The organism is Agrobacterium sp. CCNWLW155 (assembly GCF_036888815.1).
GTDB lineage: Bacteria > Pseudomonadota > Alphaproteobacteria > Rhizobiales > Rhizobiaceae > Agrobacterium > Agrobacterium radiobacter.
Window position 1 is genome coordinate 1,494,285 of record NZ_JBAKFW010000001.1, and the last position, 21,291, is coordinate 1,515,575.

Below are 21,291 nucleotides of genomic sequence, written 5' to 3' on the forward strand. Positions count from 1 at the left end.
TCCAGCGCCCGATTAATTCCGGCGTTTTTATTTTTATGGAAAAACGGGGATGACGCCAAGTCATCCCCGCATGTGTCTTCAGCTTATTTCAGCTGGTCTTCCTTGTAGTAACCGCCATCGACGAGAACCTGCTTGTAGTTCTCCTTGGTAACGGCAACCGGCTTCAGGAGGTAGGACGGAACGACCTTGACGCCATTTTCATAGGTCTTGGTGTCGTTCACTTCCGGCTCCTTGCCCTGCAGAACAGCGTTGACCATGTTCACGGTCACCTTGGCGAGTTCGCGGGTGTCCTTGAAGATGGTGGAATACTGTTCGCCTGCAATGATCGACTTTACGGAGGGAACTTCAGCGTCCTGACCGGAAACGACCGGCAGCGGCTGGTCCTTCGTGCCATAACCCACGCCCTTCAGCGAGGAGATGATGCCGATGGAGAGACCGTCGTAAGGCGACAGAACAGCGTCAACCTTGGCGTCGGTGTAATAAGCGGAAAGAAGGTTGTCCATGCGGGCCTGGGCCGTTGCCGGATCCCAACGCAGCGTACCGACCTTGTCCATGCCGGTCTGGCCGGACTTCACGACGAGCTTGCCGCTGTCGATGTAAGGCTGGAGAACCGACATTGCGCCGTCATAGAAGAAGAACGCGTTGTTGTCGTCAGGAGAGCCGCCGAACAGCTCGATGTTGAACGGGCCCTTGCCGTCCTTCAGGCCAAGCTTGTCGGTGATCGAAGTCGCCTGCAGAACGCCAACCTGGAAGTTGTCGAAGGTTGCGTAGTAGCTGACGTCGCCGCTGTTGCGGATCAGGCGGTCATAAGCGATGACCTTGATGCCCTGCTCGCCAGCCTGCTTCAGGACGTCCGACAGCGTCGTGCCGTCGATCGATGCGATCACGAGAACCTTGACGCCCTTGGTGACCATGTTTTCGATCTGGGAAAGCTGGTTCGGAATATCGTCATCGGCATACTGCAGGTCGGTCGTGTAACCGGCTTCCTGAAGCTGCTTTACGATGTTGTTGCCGTCATCGATCCAGCGTGCGGACGACTTGGTCGGCATGGCGATACCAACGGAACCCTTGTCCTGCGCGAAAGCCGGCGCTGCGAAAGAAGCAGCACCGATGGCACAAGCCGCCATCAGCGAAATAATGGACTTCATTAACTCTCTCCCTTGAGCCCTTCTCTGGAGCCCGCATGCTGCGGTGCACCATGAAATTCATGCCGTCAGAGGAAGAAGCCGCGTTGCGCTCATTCCGTTTCGCACATGCGAAATGGAACAGCTGCCGCTCCTCCCCGGCATTCCGCAAATTGTTCTGAATCCATATAACTGTCAAATAGAATAAATCAGTTTCCATATATCAATTATGATATATTAAATCGATACAAAAACCGATGAGGGGTATAAAACCACGAATGAACAACCAAAAAGTGTATGAGCAGGCGCAAACAACGGACGCAGTTTTCGTCTTTGAAGACAACCCTTTGCTGCGGGCCGGTTTGAAGATGAGCCACCTGCGCATGCTTGTCATGATCGAAGAGCACGGGCAGGTCAGCGCAGCGGCCGCCGCCATGAACATGACGCAGCCTGCAGCCTCGCGCATGCTCTCGGAAATGGAGGCTATCGTCAAATCACCCCTTTGTCAGCGGGCCTCGCGCGGCGTCGTGCTGACGAAATTCGGCGAGGCGCTGGCGCGCCGGGCACGCACCATCCTGCTGGAACTGCGCGAGGCGAGCCGCGAGCTCAACCAGATGAAGTCAGGCAGCGGCGGCTCGGTCTATATCGGCGCCGTCACCGCGCCTGCCATCAGCCTCGTGGTTCCCGCCATAAGGCGCGCCATGGACACCTATCCCGGCATTGAAATCAACGTGCAGGTGGAAAGCAGCAACGTGCTGGCGCGCGAACTGCTGGCCGCGCGCCACGATTTCATCATCGGCCGCATTCCCGATGATTTCGACCCCGGCCTCTTCTCCATCCATGAAATCGGCATCGAGCGCGCCTGTCTGGTGGTGCGCGAAGGCCACCCCCTGCTGCGCGGCGAGCCCGTGACCCTGCAGGATCTCTCCGGTTACGACTGGGTTTTCCAGCCGCCCGGCGCGCTTTTGCGCAGAACCATGGAGGATGTCTTCCTGACCCACGGCGTCACCATGCCCCGCAACATCATCAACACGCCCTCCATGCTTTTGACGCTCGCCCTCATCTGCAACACCGATGCTATTGCGCCGATCGCCCAGGACATGGCCGAATTCGTTGCCGGCCAGCAGGCGGATATCGGCCGAACCCGCATATTGCCGACGGATTTCGAACTCGTCGTGAAGCCCTACAGCATCATCACCACCAAGGGCCGGGTTTTGCCGCCCAGCGCCCGCCTGCTCTACGATCTGGTTCTGGATGAGAGCCGCAAGCTGACCGGCCCGTGAGGGCGGCAAGCCAGACACCACCTTCATGATCCATAAAGGCCGGATAGTCAGACCGGCGAGGGAAAAGCCGCATGCTCTTCGGACAATCCGTCTTCCAGTCGGTTGTTGAACGACTGAAACTGGAAAAAGAAGAAAGCGTGGAGCCGCCACCGCCGGCCGGTCATCGTATTGCCGGTTTCAGCTCGGGCTTTGTCATCGATACGCATATTGAAACGCCGCCACCGGCGAACGGCAATCTCGATGCCTATCTCGCCTTCATGGTTGAGCCCGCGCCACCCGCGGAACCTCAACCGGAGCCCGAGCCGGAAGCGATGCCGGCCCACCTCGAAAAGACCTCGCTTGCCGATGTCTCCGCGGAACTGGCGATCCACGACACCGACACGGCCGCAACGCTTGCGGAAAAGCGCCGCGCCTTTGCCCGCCTCAATCATCCCGACCGGGTGAAGCCGCAATTCCGGCATAATGCGACGCTGCGCATGACGGCGGCCAATCTCCTGATCGACCAGGCGATCCGGATGTTGCGAACGCGCGAGCATTTCCGCTGAAAATGCCGGGCCGATTTATCTCGGGAAATATATAAAACGGAAGATAGGCGGCGCTTCAGCCCGCATCGTTCTTATCGGTGGGCGCGCTTTCGGCGGCGGGCTCATCCGTGCCGTTCCCGCTTTTGGCGGCATCGCTTGCGGGTTTGAACTTCAGCAGCAATTCATAGGCCGCATAAGCCCCGATGCCGGCTACGATGGTTCCCCAGAAAAACTCGCGATTGACGAATTCGATGACGGCCCAGGCGGCGCAAAAGCCGACAATGAGCAACCGGACCCACAGGGGACGATAAAGCGGATGACTCGTATCGATATTCAGCATGGCGTTCCCGTCCCGGGCCTTTCCAGTCGATCGCATGATTGCGGCTCCGCGCCACAAGACGTGAAGATGCTTATGCGTCTTGGCGGTTTCACAGAAAAATTGCAACGCAATTCGGCCCGCCGCCGCTCAGGCTGCCGTGAAAGACCAGCGGGAAGAAGATGGTGCCGATGTCGCAGACAATGGACGACAGAAACATCCGGGCGCAGGCCGCACCCCGCAGCCGCCCGGCACTACTCTGATTGCCCGACGCTCTCTTCGACGGTTCAGTCGCGCAGGCGTCCAAGTAGAGCCAGAAGCTGATCGCGCGCCTTCTTGCCGCCGATCCGGTCGATCAGCTTTTCCTCACGGTCCCGCCAGGTATTGGAAAGCCGGTCGAGAAGGCTGCTGCCTTCCTCCGTCATGTCGAGGAAATGAACGCGCCTGTCCTCTTCCGATTTGCGGCGGACAAGCAGCCCCTTCTCTTCCATGCTGTCGACGATCGCGACGAAATTGGCCCGCTGTATGCCGAGCGCTTCAGCCACATCGCTCTGTTTGAGGCCCGGATTACCGCCGACGATGACGAGCACGGAAAAATCGGCGGGCCGCAATCCCTGCTCGGCCAGCACATCGGCAAAGCCATTTGCCACGGCAAGTTGCGAGTGCCGCAAGTGATAGCTGATCGCAGTCGTCAGCAACCCATAGTCGATCGCCGTGAGGTGCGCCGCTTCCGCGCTGCCGCTTTCGGCCTTTTCCGTTCGCGGCCCGTTGCTGTGTGCCAATCGCAAAGCCATCCGATCCCCCGCCTGATTCGTTCCTTTACCTTGCCGAAATCATAACCGACAACGTTGCGAAACTGTATCCCAAATAAATGTAGATGATACTAATATTGTATAATAATTTGACAGTTAATCGCCGGCGAAGCAACCACGGACTCCGGATCGCGGTTGGCAAAACAGAAAAAGTATGACTATTTACCCGCCAATTTTGAGGGGCTAAAATCGCCTCCTGCGCCGTGTTTGAAGGACATTGCCGCAATCCGGCCACCATTTCGATAATAGGGCAGGACAACGGTCTGGCTCGGCGATAACATACTACTTATAAGGGAAAATCTATTCCGGTAAAAACACAATACGTCAAACGACGTAACGCCCCGCCGCCGCGGAAAAGCGTGCGATGACCTCACAACACGCCCTCACGCCCGGCCCCGCCCGAAAACAGGCTAACTTTCGCAAATCTTTGATTTTTAGACGTTGATGCGGAAACAAAGCTGGGGTATGAACCAACCGCTGCACGCGATTCAAGCGTGACTGCTGCACCCGTAGCTCAGCTGGATAGAGTGTTGGATTCCGATTCCAAAGGTCACAGGTTCGAATCCTGTCGGGTGCGCCATTTATCTTACCCTGACATCGTTTATGGCAATCCTCCACTTAGAAGGCTGCATAGAGCTTTATGCCTGTCTTCCAAAGCGACTAACCCCTTCGGCGCGGGTTCTGTGAACATATTCCTGTAATCACCCGGATGTATTTGCCGCAATATGGCTGCAATACTCCTGATCGACGGGTCTGGTTGGGTTGCTCCAGCATGAGCCATCTGGCGGGGTAAAAGGGAAAGTTAATCCATGAAAATCAAGGCAATTATTGCTGTATCCGTATCAGTTCTCATCCTTTCAGGGTGCCAGACGAACCCCAGTTTCGAAAGGGATCAGGAAGTCATAGGAGGAAGTCCCGCCGTCAAACGCAGGGCGGTTCAAAATTGCTATGAAACAACCAAGAAAAAGTCCAAGAGTTCCAAGATTGCCGTGGCTGAAGCCATGAATGTCAGCCCGAACAGCAACGTCGACATGATCTTCTGCACGCGATTAATCGACGCCATCGCAAGCAAGCGAATTACATACAACGATTTGGATAGCGGAAGCCCAGCCTTTATTCGCGCCATGCAGGCCAGATAATTTCCGATCCGGCAAATCTTTCGGATAGGAACGGCGGTCTGCGGAAAAGTAAATAATTCCGACATGCAGCGCTCAAAAAATGCCGCGCGGGAGATCAGGCCCGTGCGGCATTTTTCGTTCTCAGGCGGGCGGGCGATATCAGGCCCGCCAACCCCAGTCATACACAACCCGGCGCCAGGACCATGGAAGCGCCCTGAAATAGCGATCAGAACTCCTGCCAGTCGCCCTTTGTATCGACAGCGGCGTTGCCCGAAAACGCCGAGGCGATCTTGCGACCCAGCGCGCGGACGGGGGATGCCACATATTTGTCGTTGCCGGCGGCGCTGCGAACCGGAGCAGGCTGGCTTTTTTGCTGATAAGCGCCATCGGCGAGCCTGAATTGGGAGAGCAGCTGGTTGAGCGACGCCACTTCCTTGGCCAGGCTGTGGCTCGCGGCATTGGTTTCTTCCACCATCGCCGCGTTCTTCTGCGTGTCCTGGTCCATCTGGTTCACGGCCGTATTGATCTGCTGCAGGCCGGAGGATTGTTCCTGCGCAGCCTCCACGATGGAGACGACGTGCCGGTTGATTTCCTGCACTTCAGAAACGATGGTCTCCAGCGCCTTTCCGGTGTCACCGACCAGCTGCACGCCCTGCTGCACCTGGTCGTTCGATGTGGTGATCAGGGCCTTGATCTCCTTCGCCGCGTTGGCGGAGCGCTGGGCAAGCTCACGCACCTCCTGCGCCACCACGGCAAAGCCCTTGCCGGCCTCGCCCGCACGGGCGGCTTCCACACCGGCATTCAGCGCAAGCAGGTTGGTCTGGAAGGCGATCTCGTCGATCACGCCGATGATGTTGCTGATCTCATTGGCCGATTTGGCGATCTGCTCCATGGCGACCACGGCGCGGCGCACCACCTGGCCGGATTGTTCGGCGCCCGCCTTGGCGCGGCTGACGATCTGGCCCGCCTCCTGCGCGCGTTTGGTGGAATCCCTGACCGTCGTGGTGATTTCTTCAAGCGCAGCGGCTGTTTCCTCCACGGCTGCGGCCTGCTGCTCGGTGCGCTTGGCCAGATCGTCGGCGGCAGACTTGATCTCGTCCGCGCCCGCACCGATGCCGCTGGCGTTCTGCGCCACCTTGGTCAATGCCGCCTGCAGCTTTTCGGCGGACGTGTTGAAATCGTTGCGAACGCCATCCAGCGTCGCGGTAAAAGGCTGGCCGATGCGATAGGAAACATCGCCTTCCGAAAGCTTCGAGAGGCCGGCTGCGAGATTGTCGACGGCGAATTTGACATCGGCCGCCTCCGTTGCCTTCTGCTGCTCCCGCTCGATCCGGTCTTTCTCCGAGAGGCTGCGATTGGCTTCGGTTTCCTGCTCGAGACGAATGCGCTCGACGGCGTTTTCGCGGAACACCTGAACGGCTTTCGCCATCTGGCCCACTTCATCCCGGCGCGCCGTGCCGTCAATCTCCGAGGCCGTTTCACCGCCGGCAAGCGACACCATGCGCTCGCGCAGACGGGCAATCGGCGTTGTGATACCACGAGACGCCACGAACAGCGCCAGAATGATGCCGATCGCAAAAGCAATGCCGACAACCACCAGGGAAGTGAAGATGGTCGAATTGGTCTTGTCGGTCAGATCGTCGCTTCCCTTGACAACACCCTTGGCAAGCTTGTCCAGAAGGGCAGAGATTTCATTCCCGGTCGAGCGGATCAAAGCGTCGGCCTTCATAAGTTCAGCGGCAGATTCCTTGTTGCGATCGGTCGAACCGAATTCCACGGCTTTGTCGGTCGAGGTGATTATGCCCTGAGCCTGGCCCAACAGCTTGTCCAGCCCCGCAGCTTCCTCCGGAAAAATGGTTTTGACATGGTTGAGGCGCGATATCAAAGCCACCTTGTCTGTCTCGTATTCGTGCTTGACGATCTTGAAGTCAGGAATGTTGGTGTCGTAAGCCATGACCTGATAGGCGCCATAAGCCATGGCCTGCAGGTTGCGGTTTGCCCGCGAAAGCTCCACCAGAGCGGCGTTGTCGTTGGCAATAAAATACGAATAGGCCGTGTCCGTCCGCTTGTAGTGCATGGACATGAAGGCTGTGGCGCCAAGGCCGACAATGCAGAGCGGGAGAATGAGCGACAGGATTTTGATGCGGATACTGGCGTTTTGAAGAAAAGACACGGGAACCTCAGGTCATTGAAAAACCGCTCCTTCCCCGTGCCGGAGGTGTTCGGCAAGACTGACATTGCACGTCAAGCGCCTCGATCATCGAAGCTCCGCTAGCCGTATCATCGGCTCTCAACGCATCTGCTTCATGCATGCGCCGGGAAAGCCGCCTGTCCCTTCAAATACGGACAGGCCGCGCCGCCCTAGATGGCATGGCGGCTCCGCAAGCAAAGCGGAAACGCCACGCCGAATTTCGAGGAAGGGAATGAAATCAACCGGTTCTTCAGCCGGTGCACCTTCCGTTTGTTTTCCAGAAAAATGATTATAGTCAAAAACTTTATAATTCCTTCACGACCACCCGTGTCAGCGGCTCGAGGCAAAAGAACGCGATCTTCGTGCGTCGCTCCGTCGCTGGAAGATCAGGGCGACAAGGGCAAGCCCGGCCATGGCGGCGAATATCATGGCGATGTCGCGATAGGCGCCTGCAAAACCGACCCGGGCAATCCACGGCTGGCTTGCCAGCGGCGAGATGAAATGCCCGAGAAACATCGAAGCGGTGACGATGCCGGCGATGCGCCCGCGCAGGCTGAGCGGCGCCAGCATGATGGTCGTGGACATGATGCCCGGCATCACCACACCGAGGCCAAACCCCACCACCGCAAGCGATGACAGCATGGCAACCAGCCCCTCGGCCATGGCAAGCAGCGCAAAACCCGCCGCCATCAATACCAGCCCGGCGGCAATGATGGCGGTCACGCTGACCCTTGCCCGCAATCGCCCGAAATTGAGCGCCGCCAACGCCCCGGCCAGATTGAAAATGCCGATGGCGTATCCCGCAATGCTGCCGGAAAACACCCCAAGCTCCCGCAGGAAAAACGGCAGCTGCGAGGGGATGGTGTAAAACAGGGCATTGACGAGAAATACTGCCAGCGCCAGCACACCCACCAGCAGCCAGTTGACCGCAAACTCCTGTTCGCCACCGGCTTTGATCCCGCCATCGTTCCTCACCGGCTCCGTCAGAAAAAACACGGCCGCCGGCAGAATGAGTAGGGCGACGGCATAGACCGCGAAGGGCGCGCGCCAGTGCAGATCCGCCAGCAAACCGCCCGCCACCACAAAAACCACGCCGCCGATCTGGGTAAAGGCCTGTTGCAGGCCGAGATAGCGCTCCCGCGCCGGGCCTTCGAAATAATCACCCACCAGCGCCGTGCCGATCGTCATGATGGCGCCGATCGCCAGACCAAGAAAGGCGCGCCCGACGAGCAGGCCGGCAAGACTTTCGGCAAAAAGGCCGGACATGCCGGAAAGGCTGTAAAGCAGGATAGCGCCGAGCAGCAGCCGCTTGCGGCCGAAGCGATCCGCCAGCACACCTGCAATGGGCGCGCAGAAAGCCACGAAAACCGAGGGCAATGTCAGCACCATTCGGCTCATGATATCCACATGCGGCGTCGACAGGAAAGTCTGCTCGATGGCCGGCAGCGAAGGTGCAACCGTGGTTCCGGCCATAATGGTGAGCGTGGCGACGAACAGGAGCGTCACTTTCAACGCGAAGGATTTTTCGGTCATTCTCACGCCCCCTTGTAAGGTGTTGCGGACCGCGCCTGTTTCAGCGCCCGCGCCCACCAGCCAAGCTTGTTCATCATCGTCTCCAGCGCGCCTGCCGCCGCCGCGCCGGCATCGAGCTGGCCGGCGGCATCGACACGATCCCAGGGATTGGCGAAGCTGACGACATCGCGGATCGTTACCGCATGCAGTTCCGCAAAGACGGGGCGAAGCTGCTCGGTGGCGCGCAGGCCGCCGGAAATCCCGCCATAGGACACGAAGGCCACCGGCTTGGCGCCCCATTCGTCATAGGCGGAATCGATCAGCACCTTCAGCGCGCCGGGGTAACTGCGGTTATATTCCGGGGTGACGACGATGAAGGCGTCGGCGCCATCGAGGCTTTGCCGAAGCTGCCGCACCGAGGCGCGCTCGGGCGCGTGGTCCTGCGGCAGATCGAGTTCGCGCGGGTCGATGACCGCCAGCTCCAGTCCCGGCAGAGCCCTCAGCTGGTCAAGCAGCCATTGGCCGACAACATCGCAGAAGCGCGGGTTGCGGGCGCTGCCAAATATGATCCGTATGGAAAGTGTATCATCGCTCATGGAACGTCCTTCAACAGTGTTCCATGTCCTGATAATTCCTCAACTATAGTTGAGGTCAATAGCCGCGTACAAAAAAAGCGGCAGGTTTTGAAACTGCCGCTTTGATTTATGATGGTGGCGTTAAATGCGACGCCGGGCGTTTCAGGCGGCCGCGCGCCGCAACGCTGTGGCAACCTTGTGGATATGCGCCGCACCAATGCCGCAGCAGCCGCCGATCATGGTCGCGCCCGCATCCGCCCAGGAGCAGGCAAAACGGGAATAAACATCGTCTGTCAGATCGGCGCGCGTGTCATGCAGCCCTTCATTGGCGGCGGAATCACCCTGCTCGCCTTCAAAGGCATTGGCATAAACGCCGATTTCCAGTGACACACCCTTTTCCGCGAAGACGGCGGCGGCCGTCTCAACCGCGGCTTTCATGACTTCCGGCTTGCTGCAATTGAACAGAAGGGCGGCCGCGCCCGATTGCGCCGCCCATTCGGCGGCCGCCTTGACCGTTTCACCGGAGCGAAGCGCAGGCTCGCCGCCGGTCGCAGCCGCATCATCATTGAGCGTGAAGGAAATCCAGAACGGTTTGCCAGTCGCGGCAACGGCTTCACGCACCGCCTCGCCCTCGGCGATCAGGCTGAGCGTCTCGCCGAGCCAGACATCGACATGAGGCGCGAGATTGTCGACCAGCACCGTCAGATAGGCCTGCACCCGGCCCGCATCGAAATTCTGCGGCTCATAGGATCCGAAGATCGGCGGCAGCGAACCCGCCACCAGCACCTTGCGGCCGGAGGCATCCACCGCTTCGCGCGCCAGCTTACCCGAAAGGGCGATCAGCGATGCGCCGTCCTTCTGGAAACGCTCTTCGCCGATGTGGAAGGGCACCAGCGCATAGGAATTGGTGGTGACGACATCGGCACCGGCTTCGATGAATTCCTGGTGCACCTGCCGCACGATCTCAGGCGCGTCGATAAGCGCCAGCGCCGACCATTCCGGCTGTTTCAGCACGGCGCCGAGCCGCTGCAATTCGCGGCTCATACCGCCGTCGAGGATACGGATTGTGCTCATGGTCATAACTCCCTGAATATTTATCGCCGGACGGGCACCTGCTGTTCGACGAGACCGAAACAGCGGGCGATGATGGCGGTGAGAATGAGATAAAAGACGGTGACGACGATCAGCGGCTCATAGACGAGCAGCGTGTCCTGCCGCACCTTGTAGGCGACGGCGTAGAGATCCATGACAGTCACGGTGAAAGCAAGCGGCGTCGCCTTCAGCTGCATCACCACCTCGCCGGCAATGGTCGGCAGCGCGATGCGGATGGCGCGCGGCAGCCAGATGCGGCGAATGAGGGTGAAGCGGCCCATGCCGAAAGCCCTGCCCGCCTCCAGCTCGCCTTTCGGCACGGCCAGCAGCGCGCCGCGCAGAACTTCCGCCTCATAAGCCGCATAATTCAGCGTGAAGCTGACGGCCGCGAAGAAGAACCCTTCACGCAGCACCGGCCACATGAAGCTTTGCCTGATGCCGGGGATCATCGGCAGAAGCGAGCCGACGCCATAATAAAGCAGCCAGAGCTGGATGAGCAGTGGCGTGCCCCGGAAGAAGGTGCAATAGGCCCGCGCCAGGATTTTCGTCATCCGCCCGCCGCTCACCTGTGCGAAGGCGAGCCCGATGGCCAGAAGAAACCCGATGCTGACGGAGATGACGAGCAGCGCCACCGTCTGCCATGCACCCGAAAGAAGAAGCGGCCAATATTTCGCGACCCATGAAAAATCCATGCCGTCCCCTCCTCAGGCCAGGGCCGGCTGGCCGCGCCGCACGCGGCGTTCGACCAGCGAAAAAACGAGGTTCGAAACGAGCGTGATGGCAAGGTAAAGCAGGGCGGCGGCAAGGAAGAACAGGAAATATTGCTTGGTGCTGGCCCCGGCCAGCCGCGTCGCGAGCGCCAGTTCCTGATAACCGACGACCGCCACCAAGGCGCTGTCCTTGGTCACCGCAAGCCAGAGATTGCCAAGCCCCGGCAAGGCGTTGGGCAAAAGCGCCGGCAAGACCACCCGGCGGAACCGTAGGGCGGGTGACATGCCGAAGGCGCGCGCCGCCTCGATCTGCCCGCTCGGAATGGCAAGGATCGCGCCGCGCAGCACCTCGGTCATATAGGCGCCCTGCACGAAACCCAGAACCGCAACGGCGGCAACGAAACCGTTGACCTCCAGCGGCGGCATGCCAGCCAGCAGCAGCAGCCGGTTGAGACCGTCAGTACCGGCATAATAAAGCCCGACGATGAGGATCAGCTCGGGAACGGCGCGGATCGCGGTGGTGTAGAGGTTGAGCAGCAGGCCAAGCGGCCTGTTGCCCGAAAGCTTGCCGAGCGCCCCGGCCATGCCGATGGCAAGGCCGATCAGATAGGCGCCGGCGGAAATGGCAAGCGTCGATGCCGCACCCTTCAACAGGGTGCCGCCCCATCCCGGAGGATAGGGAGACAGAAGTTGCAACGTGGTTTCAAGGCTTGCCATATGCGTGACCGATCAGATCGAATTACTGCCCGTAAATATTGAAGCTGAAGTACTTCTTGCTGATCTCGTCATATTTGCCGCTGGCGCGTACGGCGGCGATTGCCGCATTCAGCTTGGCCTTGAGTTCGGTGTCTTCCTTGCGCAGGCCGCCCGAAACGCCGAGACCGAGGATTTCCTTGTCGTCGGCGACATCGCCCATGTCGGCGCAGCAATCCTTGCCCGCATCGCTCTTCACGAAAGCGTCGAGGACGATGGAATCGCCGAAGACATAGTCGATACGGCCGGCCGCGAGATCCTGAAACGCCTCGTCCAGCGTCTGGTAGGTCTTCTCATCGGCGACACCGGCGAAATATTTCTTGTAATATTCGGACTGGATCGTCGCCACCTGAATGCCGATGGTCTTGCCCTTGACGTCCTCGGCCGTCGCACCCGCCTTTTCGCCCTTGGCGCCGATCAGCTTGCTCGGCGTGTTGTAATATTTATCGGTGAAATCGATGATCTTCTGACGCTCTTCCGTGTTCGACATGGAGGACCAGATGACGTCGAATTTCTTTGTCTGCAGCGCCGGGATAAGGCCATCCCAGGACAGTTCCACGATCGAGCATTTTTCCTTCATTTCCGCGCAGACGGCGTCCATGAGGTCGATTTCCCAGCCCTGCCACTTGCCGCTGGCATCCTTGGCGAAGAAGGGCGGATAGGCTTCGTTCATGATGCCGAAACGCACGTCGGCGCTGGCCGTGAAGGCGGAAAACGCAAATGCCGTTCCGGCAAGCAGCGTGGCGAAGAATTTCATTCAAGTCTCTCCTGTTAAAACGGACTGTCAGGCAAATGGGTCAATTGGCCAGCGCGCCGGTGAATTCCCGGCAACGGGCGCTCGTGGGGTTGCCGAACACCTGCGCCGGCGGGCCCGCCTCCTCCACCCGGCCCTGATGCAGAAACACGACCTGGGAGGACACATCGCGCGCAAAGCGCATCTCGTGGGTGACGAGCAGCATGGTGCGGCCTTCCTCGGCCAGATCGCGGATGACCTTCAGAACCTCTCCCACCAGTTCCGGATCAAGCGCCGAGGTGGGTTCGTCGAACAGCATCACCGCCGGTTCCATGCAGAGAGCACGCGCAATGGCGGCGCGCTGCTGCTGTCCGCCGGACAGGAATGCCGGATAGGCGTTTTTCTTGTCGTAGAGCCCGACCTTGTTCAGCAGGGCTTCGGCCTTTTCAACCGCCTCCTGCCGCTTGACGCCGAGAACATGAACGGGCGCCTCGATGACGTTTTCCAGAACGGTGCGATGGGCCCAGAGATTGAAATTCTGGAACACCATGCCGAGACCGGTGCGCAATTTTTCCACCTGCCGCCAGCTTTTCGGCACGGCCTTGCCGTCGCGGCCGGTTTTTGTGGCGATTTCCTCGCCATTGATGATGACACGGCCGCGATCCGGCGTTTCGAGAAAATTCATGCAGCGCAGAAAGGTGCTTTTGCCGGAACCGGAAGACCCGATGATCGAGATGACATCGCCCTTATGGGCCTGCAACGAAACGCCCTTCAAAACTTCATGCGTGCCGAAGCTCTTGTGGATGTCATCCGCTTCGAGCGCGCAGGCGCCTGTATCTGCCATCGATTGACCTAGCCGATCCGTTTTTTAGTGCCGCCGCGTCGATACCCCCGGGGTTTGCGATGCGACTTGCACAATAACAAAGACTTGAGCCGCGCATGTTTAGCGAAAATAGCTACAGACGCGCGCAACAATCGGCTCTTTTACATATTCGCAACGAAAAATCATTTCAAAATATCACCTGGAACGAACAACCGGGGAAACCTGCCGCCGTTGGGGTATCGGGGCCGCCCCAGTTCTGTCCGGTTCCCCCTCCGCCTCGTCCTCCACGAGGCTGGCATTGGCCTGCAGATGCAGGCCCATCACCGCCACGATGAGGAAGAACCAGACGAACCCGGTGCTGAGGAAAAACAGCGTTTCCAGAAAGCCGTAGAGCAGCACGTAAAGCCATACACCGACATAAAGCCGCGTCAGCGGACTGTTGCGCGTGGCGTCATTCATTTTGCCGAGATACTGCAGCGGCAGGAGATAGATCCACACCATCACCAGCATCAGACCCGGCACGCCGCCGGCCAGCAGAAGGTCGAAATAACCATTGTGCGAATCCGGCGCGGTCGTCGCCCAGGTATTGTTCTCGGTAAAACTCGACATCAGGGTGTCGCTGCGCCAGAAGGCCTGATAGCCATATCCGAGGAGCGGGCTTTGCCTGATATAGTCGATGGCGACGGTCCAGATATCCCTTCTGCCGGTAAAGCTGGCATCAAGCCCCAGCTTCGTCAGCATCTGCGAAAAGACGGGATCAACCGTGGTGCCGACGGTCACCAGCGCGAAGACCGCCAGAAACAGGGTTACGACCGGGTAGCGCCAGCGGGGCCAGCGCAGGATGAACCAGCCTGTCGCAATGATGATCGGCATCAGCCCAAGCGCGGTCTTGCCGCCGGACTTGACCAGAAAGACCAGCGACAGCAACAGCACCGACAGCCCGCCGATGAAAGACCAGCGCTTGCTGAGATAAATGCCGACGATGATCAACACCGCCATGACCGAGGCGGCCTCGTTCTTGTGGCGGAAAACCCCGCGCCAGTCTCCCGCCAGAAGCGGTTCCAGCGCATCGCTTGCCTGGTGGATCGAGCGCGAGGGCAACACGGTGATTCCGAAATAGCACAGGAACAATATGATCAGCGCGCATGTGGCGAGCAGCGTCGTGAAATGCCGCTCCGTGCGCGGCAATTGCAGGAAACCGCCGGCAAGCACACAGATAATGGCGCACATGACAAGCCGCCTGAGCGAAAACAGCGGCGCTTCGCCCGCCACCGAAGTCAGGACAAACCAGCCGAAAATCGCCGCCATCAGCAGGCGCGGCATGAAGAGGATGGAAAACGACCGCTCCTTCGCCATGAAGGCCAGGAAACTGAAAAACAGGATGATCGCCGTCAACTGGTTGAGCAGGTTGGACCCGGCCGCCATGGCGGAGCCCTGATAGGTCGATGAGAGCGAGATATAGGGCGAAAAGCCGACCGTGAAATACAGGAAAGTCACGTAAAACAACGCGTCCCGCCAATAGCCCCGCCGCTGTTCTTCATGCGCTGCATCCATAAGGGGTTTTTCTCTCCCTCTTTCCTGAAGCCACCCGCATTAAAACTCGTGCTTCTCATATTCGATAATACGAATATCCCCCGCAAATCCTATTTTTTAGTTATCCGTGATGCACGGGCAAATAGCACCGCGATCGTCCGCTTTTTTCTCAGGAAACCGAAAGCGGGAGGCAAAGGACAAGACAGTCATTTTTAAAAGTTAAACTTCAAAACCCAAAAAAGCGTCCGCGAAAATTGGTCCATATTTCATCCTTCGGTTGCTTAACTAAGTATATTTTGTTAACCTCAAATGAGGCAGGGCCAGCAAAGTAACAGGCTGATATAATAACATTTTATCTTAATACGAACATTTCCGGACCAAGTGGATTGCCGGTTTTATATCTATATTAATACATTCAAATATACGCTTCCTATGGTTGATTTCATCAATGCGCGAAAGCTGGAGGCCGAGGGTGGACGTTCCGATACACACCAATATGGGCGATGGCGATAGTGGGCAGTCGCCACAACGCCCGGTTCAGCCAGGTGTCTCCGGTGTTCGCCCCATGCGCAGGGACGACGTTCCCGCAGTCGAGGCCGTGCTCAACAGCGCTTTCAAGAAGAACGGGCAAGAACGGAACTTCAATTTCCGCTCCTATATCGAGAAACTGTTTTTCGGCAGTCCCGCCTTCAGCCCGGAGAACGGCAGCGTTGTCTACGACGCCGGGGAGAACAGGGTCACAAGCGTCATCCTCGCCGTGCCCATGCGTTTCGTCGCGAACGGGAAAACCATTACCGCAAGGCTGCTCTGCGCCTTCGCATCTGATGGGAAACAGGGTGCGCTCGGCGCGGCGCGCCTGTCTCGGGGCATGCGGGCATCCAAACACGACATGCTGTTCTCGGACACGGCTTCACCCGTTAGCGCCGATCACTGGGTGGCGACCGGGGGCAACATGTTGCCGATTGAAAGCCTGCAATGGCACAAGGCGCTCAAGCCCTTCTGCACCATTGCCCTGCGCATGCCGCGCCGTTCCAAACTGGCCAAAACCACACTTGCCCTGACCACGCTCGGTTTTGTGGATGGAATCCTCAGACGCTGGAAAAAAGGTCTGAGACCGCAGGAGGCGGCCGGCGCCACGGTAAAAACCGTTGACTACGAAACCTTCCGCCGCAGGGCGCTCACCATGATCGAGCGTTTTTCCATTCGCCCGGAATGGTCTCACGAGGAATTCCACTGGCTGATAGAGATGAGCAGGGCCAATGAAAGCCTCGGTGAACTGAAGGGCGTGATGATCGAGAATGCCGAAGGCCATGCCATGGGCGCCGCGCTGTTTTTCGGCCAGCGGGGACGAACGGCCTATGTGCTCAATCTCGTCTGCGATGCCGGCTGCGAAAACGATGTGCTCAACACCCTGTTCCGCCATTTCGATGACGAGAACTATGCCCATGTCACCGGCATGTCGCAGCCGTTTCTCATCAACGCGCTTTACCGCCAGAACCACATGAGCTTCCGCCATGACGGTTATTTCTGCATGGCGACCCGGGATGACGAGCTGAGGGAAAAAGCGCTGGCCGGCGATATCTATATTGGCGGGCTGTGCTCTGAAAGCTGGAGCAAGCTCATAACAGACTATTGAGGCCTCCACCCGGCAACGGGACGGAGCGCCGACCGGGCACCCTCAAGCCTAGCTGAACCGCCCGACATTGGCCGAGATGAGATGGCGCAGCGCTTTCGCATAACGTTTGGAGCGCGTCTTGGCAGCCAGCGCGCTGGTCCAGTCCACCATCGACCCGTTGATATCGAAATCGCCGAGCTGTCCCTCGGGAATATCGCCCTTTTCGATGCGCTCGACGATGGAGGCGAGTGCCGCATAAAATTCCGGCGAGCGATAGGGCGGATGCAGCGAATACATGCCCTTGCCCGTGCCGAGAAAATCGAGCCGGTGGACGCCGCTGCGCATCATGTTGGTGCTCAGCACTTCCTCGGCGGGCATGGAGACCGGCTGCTGGTTATAGGCATAGGAGCGGATGCGCCGTTTGACATCGGGCCGCAGCAACTCCAGCGAACCGATCCGCTTCGCAAAACGATCCATGTCGATCAAGAAAAGGCGGGTGGACACCGTGGCGAAACGCCAGGTGGGAATGCGTGACGGCAACTTGCGCGGCTCAGGGATGTTCTTCACGCCGGGCATGCCGACATGGCGGGAAATATCGAGATCGCCACGCACCGTCGGCGGCCCCGAAAAGGGCGTGATGCACAGCGCATCCGGATTGGCCTTCTGCAGCGCGATCGCCTCGGCGAACCAGCTCTGGCTGCCGCCGCCGAACATCATGTCGCTGTCCATATGCAGCACATAACGGGCATTGGCGCGTTTGATACCATGGAAATAGACATGGAAGGGCCCGCCGTCGAAAGCCTTGGCGGGATAGGGAATGGGTGAGCGGGAAAAGAAGGTCTGCGTCACCGCGCTGCGCGCCGCATCGCTGTAATCGACGATATCCACATGCAGATGCGGATAGTTGGTCTGCATTTCCTCCAGCATGTCGAAGAGACGCTGGCGCGCCGCATCAAAACCGTTGCCCTTGTAGCGGCCTGCCCCCACCTGGCCCGTATCGACGGTCAGGAGAATGCGATCCACCTGTCCGCCCCAGACCCTGAGCTGATGCGGCAGGGTCAGGGCCGCATGCGGAGCATCGAAGGGATGGAGGTTGATTTGCAGCGCCTTTTGCACGGGAGGAAGCGGCATTTCAGCATTCATAGTCATGCACCACGGTTCCGGAATTCATTGATGACGGCCATCATGGGTTTTTCGTTGAAACTCCAGTCGAGCGGCAGCGGCCGGTTGGCGGTGCCGTCGCGGCGCGGATAGGCCCAGCGGATCCAGCTATATTGATCCGAAATGCCCCATGTGGTGATGGAGGAAAGCGGGCCGCCTGCAGAAGCTGCTTCCAGAAACTCGCGGACCTGGCCGGTGATCAGCATGTCGCGCTCGGCCTCCGGCGCCGGCAGCGTCTGGTCCATCACGTCAAGTTCCGTCACCAGAACGGCAAGACCATAACTGCGCATTTCCGTCGTGAAGGCGGCAAGCTCGTCCTTGGCGATCGGCCAGCCGCCGCGCAAATGCCCCTGGAGGCCGATCGCGTTGATCGGCGCGCCCTTTTCGAGCAGTTCGAGGATGAGATTGCGGAAAGCGGCGCGTTTGGCCGGCGATTTCTCGGCGGCAAATTCGACGTCATATTCGTTGAGCACGAGCTGCGCCTTCGGATCGACCGCATGGGCGATCTCGAAAGCCTTCTTGATGGCATCAGGCCCCGCGCCATAATACCAGGCATCACGCCGCGCACGCACATTGCCCGGCACGTCGGGGATCGGTTCGTTGACCACGTCCCAGCTGTGGATCACGTCCTTGTATCGCTCCATCACGGTAACGATATGGGTCTCCATCAGCTTTTCGACCTTCATGCCGCCGCCGATGCTCGCAAGCCAGGGCGCGTTGGAGGCATACCAGATCAGCGGATGGCCATGCATGGAAAGCTTGTGCTGACGCGCGAAGTTGGCGATTGCATCCGCAGCGGTGAAATCGAACGCTTCAGCCGAAGGCCGCAGAACCTCCCATTTCATTTCGGTGACGGGGGTGATGCGCGAGCAATATTTCACCACCGCCTCGCCGATGCGGCTATCGGCGGTGAGGTCAGGCAGGTAGACGGCCGCGCCATATGGGGCGGTTTTGATCGTGGCTTTCTTCTGCGCGGCAAAGGCCGGGCCGGCCACGGCATGCAGCAGGCCAGCGCTTGCCGCACCACCCAGAAAATTCCGCCGCCCGATCCGCATCAACCCGCCTCCGCAACCCCGGCGCATCGGCGTCCGGAAGGACGCACCGCGCTTTCATTCTCAAAACATAACATTCCAATCATGCCAAAAGGATATTAAAGATTTGCAAGGTTAACCGACGCTATACCACGTCATAATTGGTGAGCCCCGCTTAATGCGGTAGTAACTTCACTGTGAGAATGCTTGGGCCGCCCCTCATGGAGTTGAAAAGCTTGGTCTCCGTTTCGATTGTCATTCCCGTTCGCAATGGCGAGCGTTACATCGTGGAAGCGATCGAAAGCGTGTTGCTGCAGGGCGAGACCATCCGCGAAGTGCTTGTTGTCGATGACGGCTCCACCGACACCACCGCGCAAAAGGTGGAAGGTTTTTCCGATCCGCGCGTGAAACTTCTGGCCCGGCCGCAGGGAAGACAGGGCGTTTCCGCCGTGCGCAATTTCGGACTGTCGCAGGCGCGCGGCGAATGGACGATGTTTCTCGATGCCGACGACCGTCTGAAACCGGGCGCCATCGCAGCGCTTTGCGCCGGCATTTCCGGGCAGGATGTCGTCGCCGTCTATGGCGATTACGAGCGCATCGATGAAAACGGCGTCAAGATCGGCCGGCGCAATCTCATTCGCCGCCGGGAAAAGCCTGACGGTTTTATTCTCCAGCCGCTGCTCGGCGGAAACTTCATCGTCAACGGCGGCATCATGCTGGTCAGGACCCGCATCTTTCAGGACTTTGGCGGTTTCGACGAGACGTTGCGTTATGCGGAAGACTGGTACGGCTGGTGCAGACTCGCCGCCGCCGGCCGTTTTGCCTATCTGCCCGGCCGCCATGTGCTCGACTACCGGGTGCACAGGACGAGCGTGATGATGAACAGGCTTTTGACTTTCCGGGATTGCGAACCGGCCATCGAAGCCGTGTTTTCCGATCCCGCCATCATCGCAGCCGTCTCCCCGCAGGAACTGCGACGGCTTCGCCGCAAGTCCGAAAACCACATGAATGCCTATACCGTGGCGCAGGCCTTTCGCGCCCGCCGCTACCGCGAGGCCTTTTCGGCGCTTGCCGATACCTTCCTCAACCGCCCGCGCCAGAGCCTTCGGGCCGTCGTTTTTTCCGCCGCCGCACTTGCCGGAATTTAGGAGTTTCCATGTCCGAGATCATGCCGGAAGCGGTGGTGTGCATTCCGAGTTTCCGCCGGCCGGAAGGCCTGAAAAAGACGCTCGCATCGCTCGCAGCCCAGAAGGTCGATTTTCCCTTCGCCGTCGTCGTTGTCGATAATGATGGCGCAGGCCAGCAGGGTCTCGCCGTCGCGCGCGCCTTTTTCGCCGAGAGCGGCATGGCCGGTCGGGCGCTGGTGGAACCGACGCAGGGCAATTGTTACGCCATCAACACGGCCTTCCGTACCGCCCGGCAGACTTATCCTTCGGCTGAGTGGTTGCTGATGATCGATGACGATGAGGCCGCCTCCCCCCAATGGCTTGCCGAAATGGTTTCGGCGGCAAAGTCCTTCGGCGTCGATATCGTCGGCGGACCGGTGAACCGCGAATTCGACGCCCCGGCTTCGAAGGCGGTTTTATCGCATCCACTGTTCGGCTCCATCGAAGCGCCGACCGGCCGGGTCGAGCAAATCCACGGATCGGGCAATTGCCTGATCTCCCGGCGGGTGTTCGAAACCCTGCCGAAACCGGAATTCGACGTGCAGTTCAACTTCCTCGGCGGCGGCGACATGGACTTCTTTACCCGCTGCCGCAAGGCCGGTTTTAAATTCGCCTGGAATGCGCAAGCCGTCATTATCGAATATGTGCCAGAAAGCCGCATGGCGCCGCGCTGGATCATGGAGCGCTCGCTCCGCACCGGCATCATCAATTACAGCATCGACCGCGCCCGCCGCCCCGGCCTGAAAGGCGGACTGCAGCTTGCCGCCAAAAACGCCGTCAGCCTGTGCCTGTCGCTGGTGCGCGCCGTTTCCGCCGGGTTGAAAACCGGCGCATTGCTGCCCGCCACCCATCCGCCGCTGATGTCCATCGGCCGCGTGATAGCGAGCCTTGGCATAACGCTGACGCCTTACAAGGCGCCGGCGAAGAAGACCTGAAGTCCAATCACTCCAGCCATGGTTAGTTCAGGGTCTTTTCCCTGCCGAGCGAGATTGTATTTATGAGCCGTTTCTGCAAACCGAACGACGAAAAGGCCGTCGCAAGGACGAGCAGCGGCACGAGCACCGGCCAGAAGAAACAAAGGACAATGCCGGTTACCCGATAAAAATCCCAGCTCTTATCGCGGCGGGCGCCTTCGATATAGGTCATGGCGAGAGAGGTAACGGTGCCAATTCCATATATGAAAAGAGAAATGGACGTAATCACCATTGGCGGCCTCGAA

At 59.2% G+C, this 21,291-nt stretch carries 21 protein-coding genes and 1 tRNA gene; 7 read left to right on the forward strand and 15 right to left on the reverse strand.

All coding sequences use genetic code 11. From position 1 onward, the window contains the following. Positions 1 to 83: 83 nt before the first annotated feature. The gene (gene chvE / locus V6S97_RS07515; protein WP_003509472.1) at positions 84 to 1,148 is read right to left on the reverse strand and encodes a sugar ABC transporter substrate-binding protein ChvE; all 1,065 of its coding nucleotides are present in this window, start codon (positions 1,146 to 1,148) and stop codon (positions 84 to 86) included. A 254-nt stretch (positions 1,149 to 1,402) separates the two neighbouring features. Here chvE and V6S97_RS07520 point away from each other — a divergent pair, with 254 nt between their 5' ends. Together V6S97_RS07520 and V6S97_RS07525 are read left to right on the forward strand one after the other, a co-directional pair. Beyond that, positions 1,403 to 2,407: a LysR family transcriptional regulator gene (locus tag V6S97_RS07520; RefSeq protein WP_099085980.1), complete on the forward strand. Its 1,005-nt coding sequence runs from the start codon at positions 1,403 to 1,405 to the stop codon at positions 2,405 to 2,407. Between the two features lie 71 nt (positions 2,408 to 2,478). Then, a complete protein-coding gene (locus V6S97_RS07525) occupies positions 2,479 to 2,952 on the forward strand; it encodes a hypothetical protein (protein WP_099085979.1) in 474 nt (157 codons plus the stop codon). Between the two features lie 55 nt (positions 2,953 to 3,007). Here the strand turns inward: V6S97_RS07525 and V6S97_RS07530 are convergent, their stop codons facing one another. Together V6S97_RS07530 and V6S97_RS07535 are read right to left on the reverse strand one after the other, a co-directional pair. Then, positions 3,008 to 3,271 carry a hypothetical protein gene (locus tag V6S97_RS07530; RefSeq protein WP_003509467.1) on the reverse strand — a complete coding sequence of 88 codons (264 nt, stop codon included), beginning with the start codon at positions 3,269 to 3,271 and terminating at the stop codon, positions 3,008 to 3,010. A 263-nt stretch (positions 3,272 to 3,534) separates the two neighbouring features. After that, positions 3,535 to 4,041 carry a MarR family winged helix-turn-helix transcriptional regulator gene (locus tag V6S97_RS07535; RefSeq protein ID WP_020809385.1) on the reverse strand — a complete coding sequence of 169 codons (507 nt, stop codon included), beginning with the start codon at positions 4,039 to 4,041 and terminating at the stop codon, positions 3,535 to 3,537. Between the two features lie 521 nt (positions 4,042 to 4,562). On the opposite strand from V6S97_RS07535, the gene V6S97_RS07540 reads away from it, so the two are divergent. Together V6S97_RS07540 and V6S97_RS07545 are read left to right on the forward strand one after the other, a co-directional pair. Beyond that, a tRNA-Arg gene (locus tag V6S97_RS07540) sits at positions 4,563 to 4,639 on the forward strand. 229 nt (positions 4,640 to 4,868) lie between these two features. Next, positions 4,869 to 5,198 carry a hypothetical protein gene (locus tag V6S97_RS07545; protein WP_060725215.1) on the forward strand — a complete coding sequence of 110 codons (330 nt, stop codon included), beginning with the start codon at positions 4,869 to 4,871 and terminating at the stop codon, positions 5,196 to 5,198. Between the two features lie 205 nt (positions 5,199 to 5,403). Here V6S97_RS07545 and V6S97_RS07550 read toward each other — a convergent pair whose 3' ends face one another. From V6S97_RS07550 to uppW, 9 genes are all read right to left on the reverse strand, one after another. After that, complete coding sequence (locus V6S97_RS07550; protein ID WP_060725216.1) at positions 5,404 to 7,350, reverse strand: methyl-accepting chemotaxis protein; 1,947 nt, start codon at positions 7,348 to 7,350, stop codon at positions 5,404 to 5,406. A gap of 348 nt (positions 7,351 to 7,698) precedes the next feature. Next, positions 7,699 to 8,901: an MFS transporter gene (locus tag V6S97_RS07555; protein ID WP_112293355.1), complete on the reverse strand. Its 1,203-nt coding sequence runs from the start codon at positions 8,899 to 8,901 to the stop codon at positions 7,699 to 7,701. Positions 8,902 to 8,903: 2 nt separating this feature from the next. After that, positions 8,904 to 9,476 (reverse strand): NADPH-dependent FMN reductase, encoded by a 573-nt coding sequence (locus V6S97_RS07560; protein ID WP_003509456.1) that lies wholly within the window; start codon positions 9,474 to 9,476, stop codon positions 8,904 to 8,906. 141 nt (positions 9,477 to 9,617) lie between these two features. After that, the gene (locus V6S97_RS07565; protein ID WP_107675938.1) at positions 9,618 to 10,529 is read right to left on the reverse strand and encodes a homocysteine S-methyltransferase family protein; all 912 of its coding nucleotides are present in this window, start codon (positions 10,527 to 10,529) and stop codon (positions 9,618 to 9,620) included. A 20-nt stretch (positions 10,530 to 10,549) separates the two neighbouring features. Continuing rightward, the gene (locus V6S97_RS07570) at positions 10,550 to 11,239 is read right to left on the reverse strand and encodes an ABC transporter permease (protein WP_187772513.1); all 690 of its coding nucleotides are present in this window, start codon (positions 11,237 to 11,239) and stop codon (positions 10,550 to 10,552) included. Positions 11,240 to 11,251: 12 nt separating this feature from the next. Continuing rightward, positions 11,252 to 11,974, reverse strand: a complete 723-nt coding sequence (locus V6S97_RS07575) for an ABC transporter permease (RefSeq protein WP_107675888.1) — start codon at positions 11,972 to 11,974, stop codon at positions 11,252 to 11,254. A gap of 22 nt (positions 11,975 to 11,996) precedes the next feature. After that, positions 11,997 to 12,767 (reverse strand): transporter substrate-binding domain-containing protein, encoded by a 771-nt coding sequence (locus V6S97_RS07580; protein WP_003509438.1) that lies wholly within the window; start codon positions 12,765 to 12,767, stop codon positions 11,997 to 11,999. A 40-nt stretch (positions 12,768 to 12,807) separates the two neighbouring features. Continuing rightward, on the reverse strand, positions 12,808 to 13,587 hold the full coding sequence (locus V6S97_RS07585; protein WP_060725219.1) for an ABC transporter ATP-binding protein: 780 nt from the start codon (positions 13,585 to 13,587) through the stop codon (positions 12,808 to 12,810). Between the two features lie 174 nt (positions 13,588 to 13,761). Next, a complete protein-coding gene (uppW, locus tag V6S97_RS07590) occupies positions 13,762 to 15,120 on the reverse strand; it encodes a Wzy-type polysaccharide biosynthesis protein UppW (RefSeq protein ID WP_003509433.1) in 1,359 nt (452 codons plus the stop codon). Positions 15,121 to 15,664: 544 nt separating this feature from the next. Here uppW and V6S97_RS07595 point away from each other — a divergent pair. Then, entirely contained in the window at positions 15,665 to 16,735 is a 1,071-nt protein-coding gene (locus V6S97_RS07595; protein WP_060725220.1) for a hypothetical protein, read from the forward strand. 48 nt (positions 16,736 to 16,783) lie between these two features. Here the strand turns inward: V6S97_RS07595 and uppG are convergent, their stop codons facing one another. Beyond that, the gene (gene uppG, locus V6S97_RS07600; protein WP_060725221.1) at positions 16,784 to 17,857 is read right to left on the reverse strand and encodes a polysaccharide biosynthesis glycosyltransferase UppG; all 1,074 of its coding nucleotides are present in this window, start codon (positions 17,855 to 17,857) and stop codon (positions 16,784 to 16,786) included. Between the two features lie 2 nt (positions 17,858 to 17,859). After that, complete coding sequence (gene uppI, locus V6S97_RS07605) at positions 17,860 to 18,930, reverse strand: polysaccharide biosynthesis UDP-hexose transferase UppI (RefSeq protein ID WP_003509427.1); 1,071 nt, start codon at positions 18,928 to 18,930, stop codon at positions 17,860 to 17,862. 212 nt (positions 18,931 to 19,142) lie between these two features. Between uppI and uppH the strand changes: the two genes are divergently transcribed. Next, a complete protein-coding gene (gene uppH, locus V6S97_RS07610; RefSeq protein WP_233282904.1) occupies positions 19,143 to 20,054 on the forward strand; it encodes a polysaccharide biosynthesis endo-1,4-beta-xylanase UppH in 912 nt (303 codons plus the stop codon). 8 nt (positions 20,055 to 20,062) lie between these two features. Then, positions 20,063 to 21,007, forward strand: coding sequence for a polysaccharide biosynthesis UDP-hexose transferase UppJ (uppJ, locus tag V6S97_RS07615; protein ID WP_334426457.1), 945 nt, complete (start codon positions 20,063 to 20,065; stop codon positions 21,005 to 21,007). Between the two features lie 22 nt (positions 21,008 to 21,029). Here the strand turns inward: uppJ and V6S97_RS07620 are convergent, their stop codons facing one another. Continuing rightward, entirely contained in the window at positions 21,030 to 21,278 is a 249-nt protein-coding gene (locus V6S97_RS07620) for a hypothetical protein (RefSeq protein WP_003509419.1), read from the reverse strand. Positions 21,279 to 21,291: the final 13 nt, after the last annotated feature.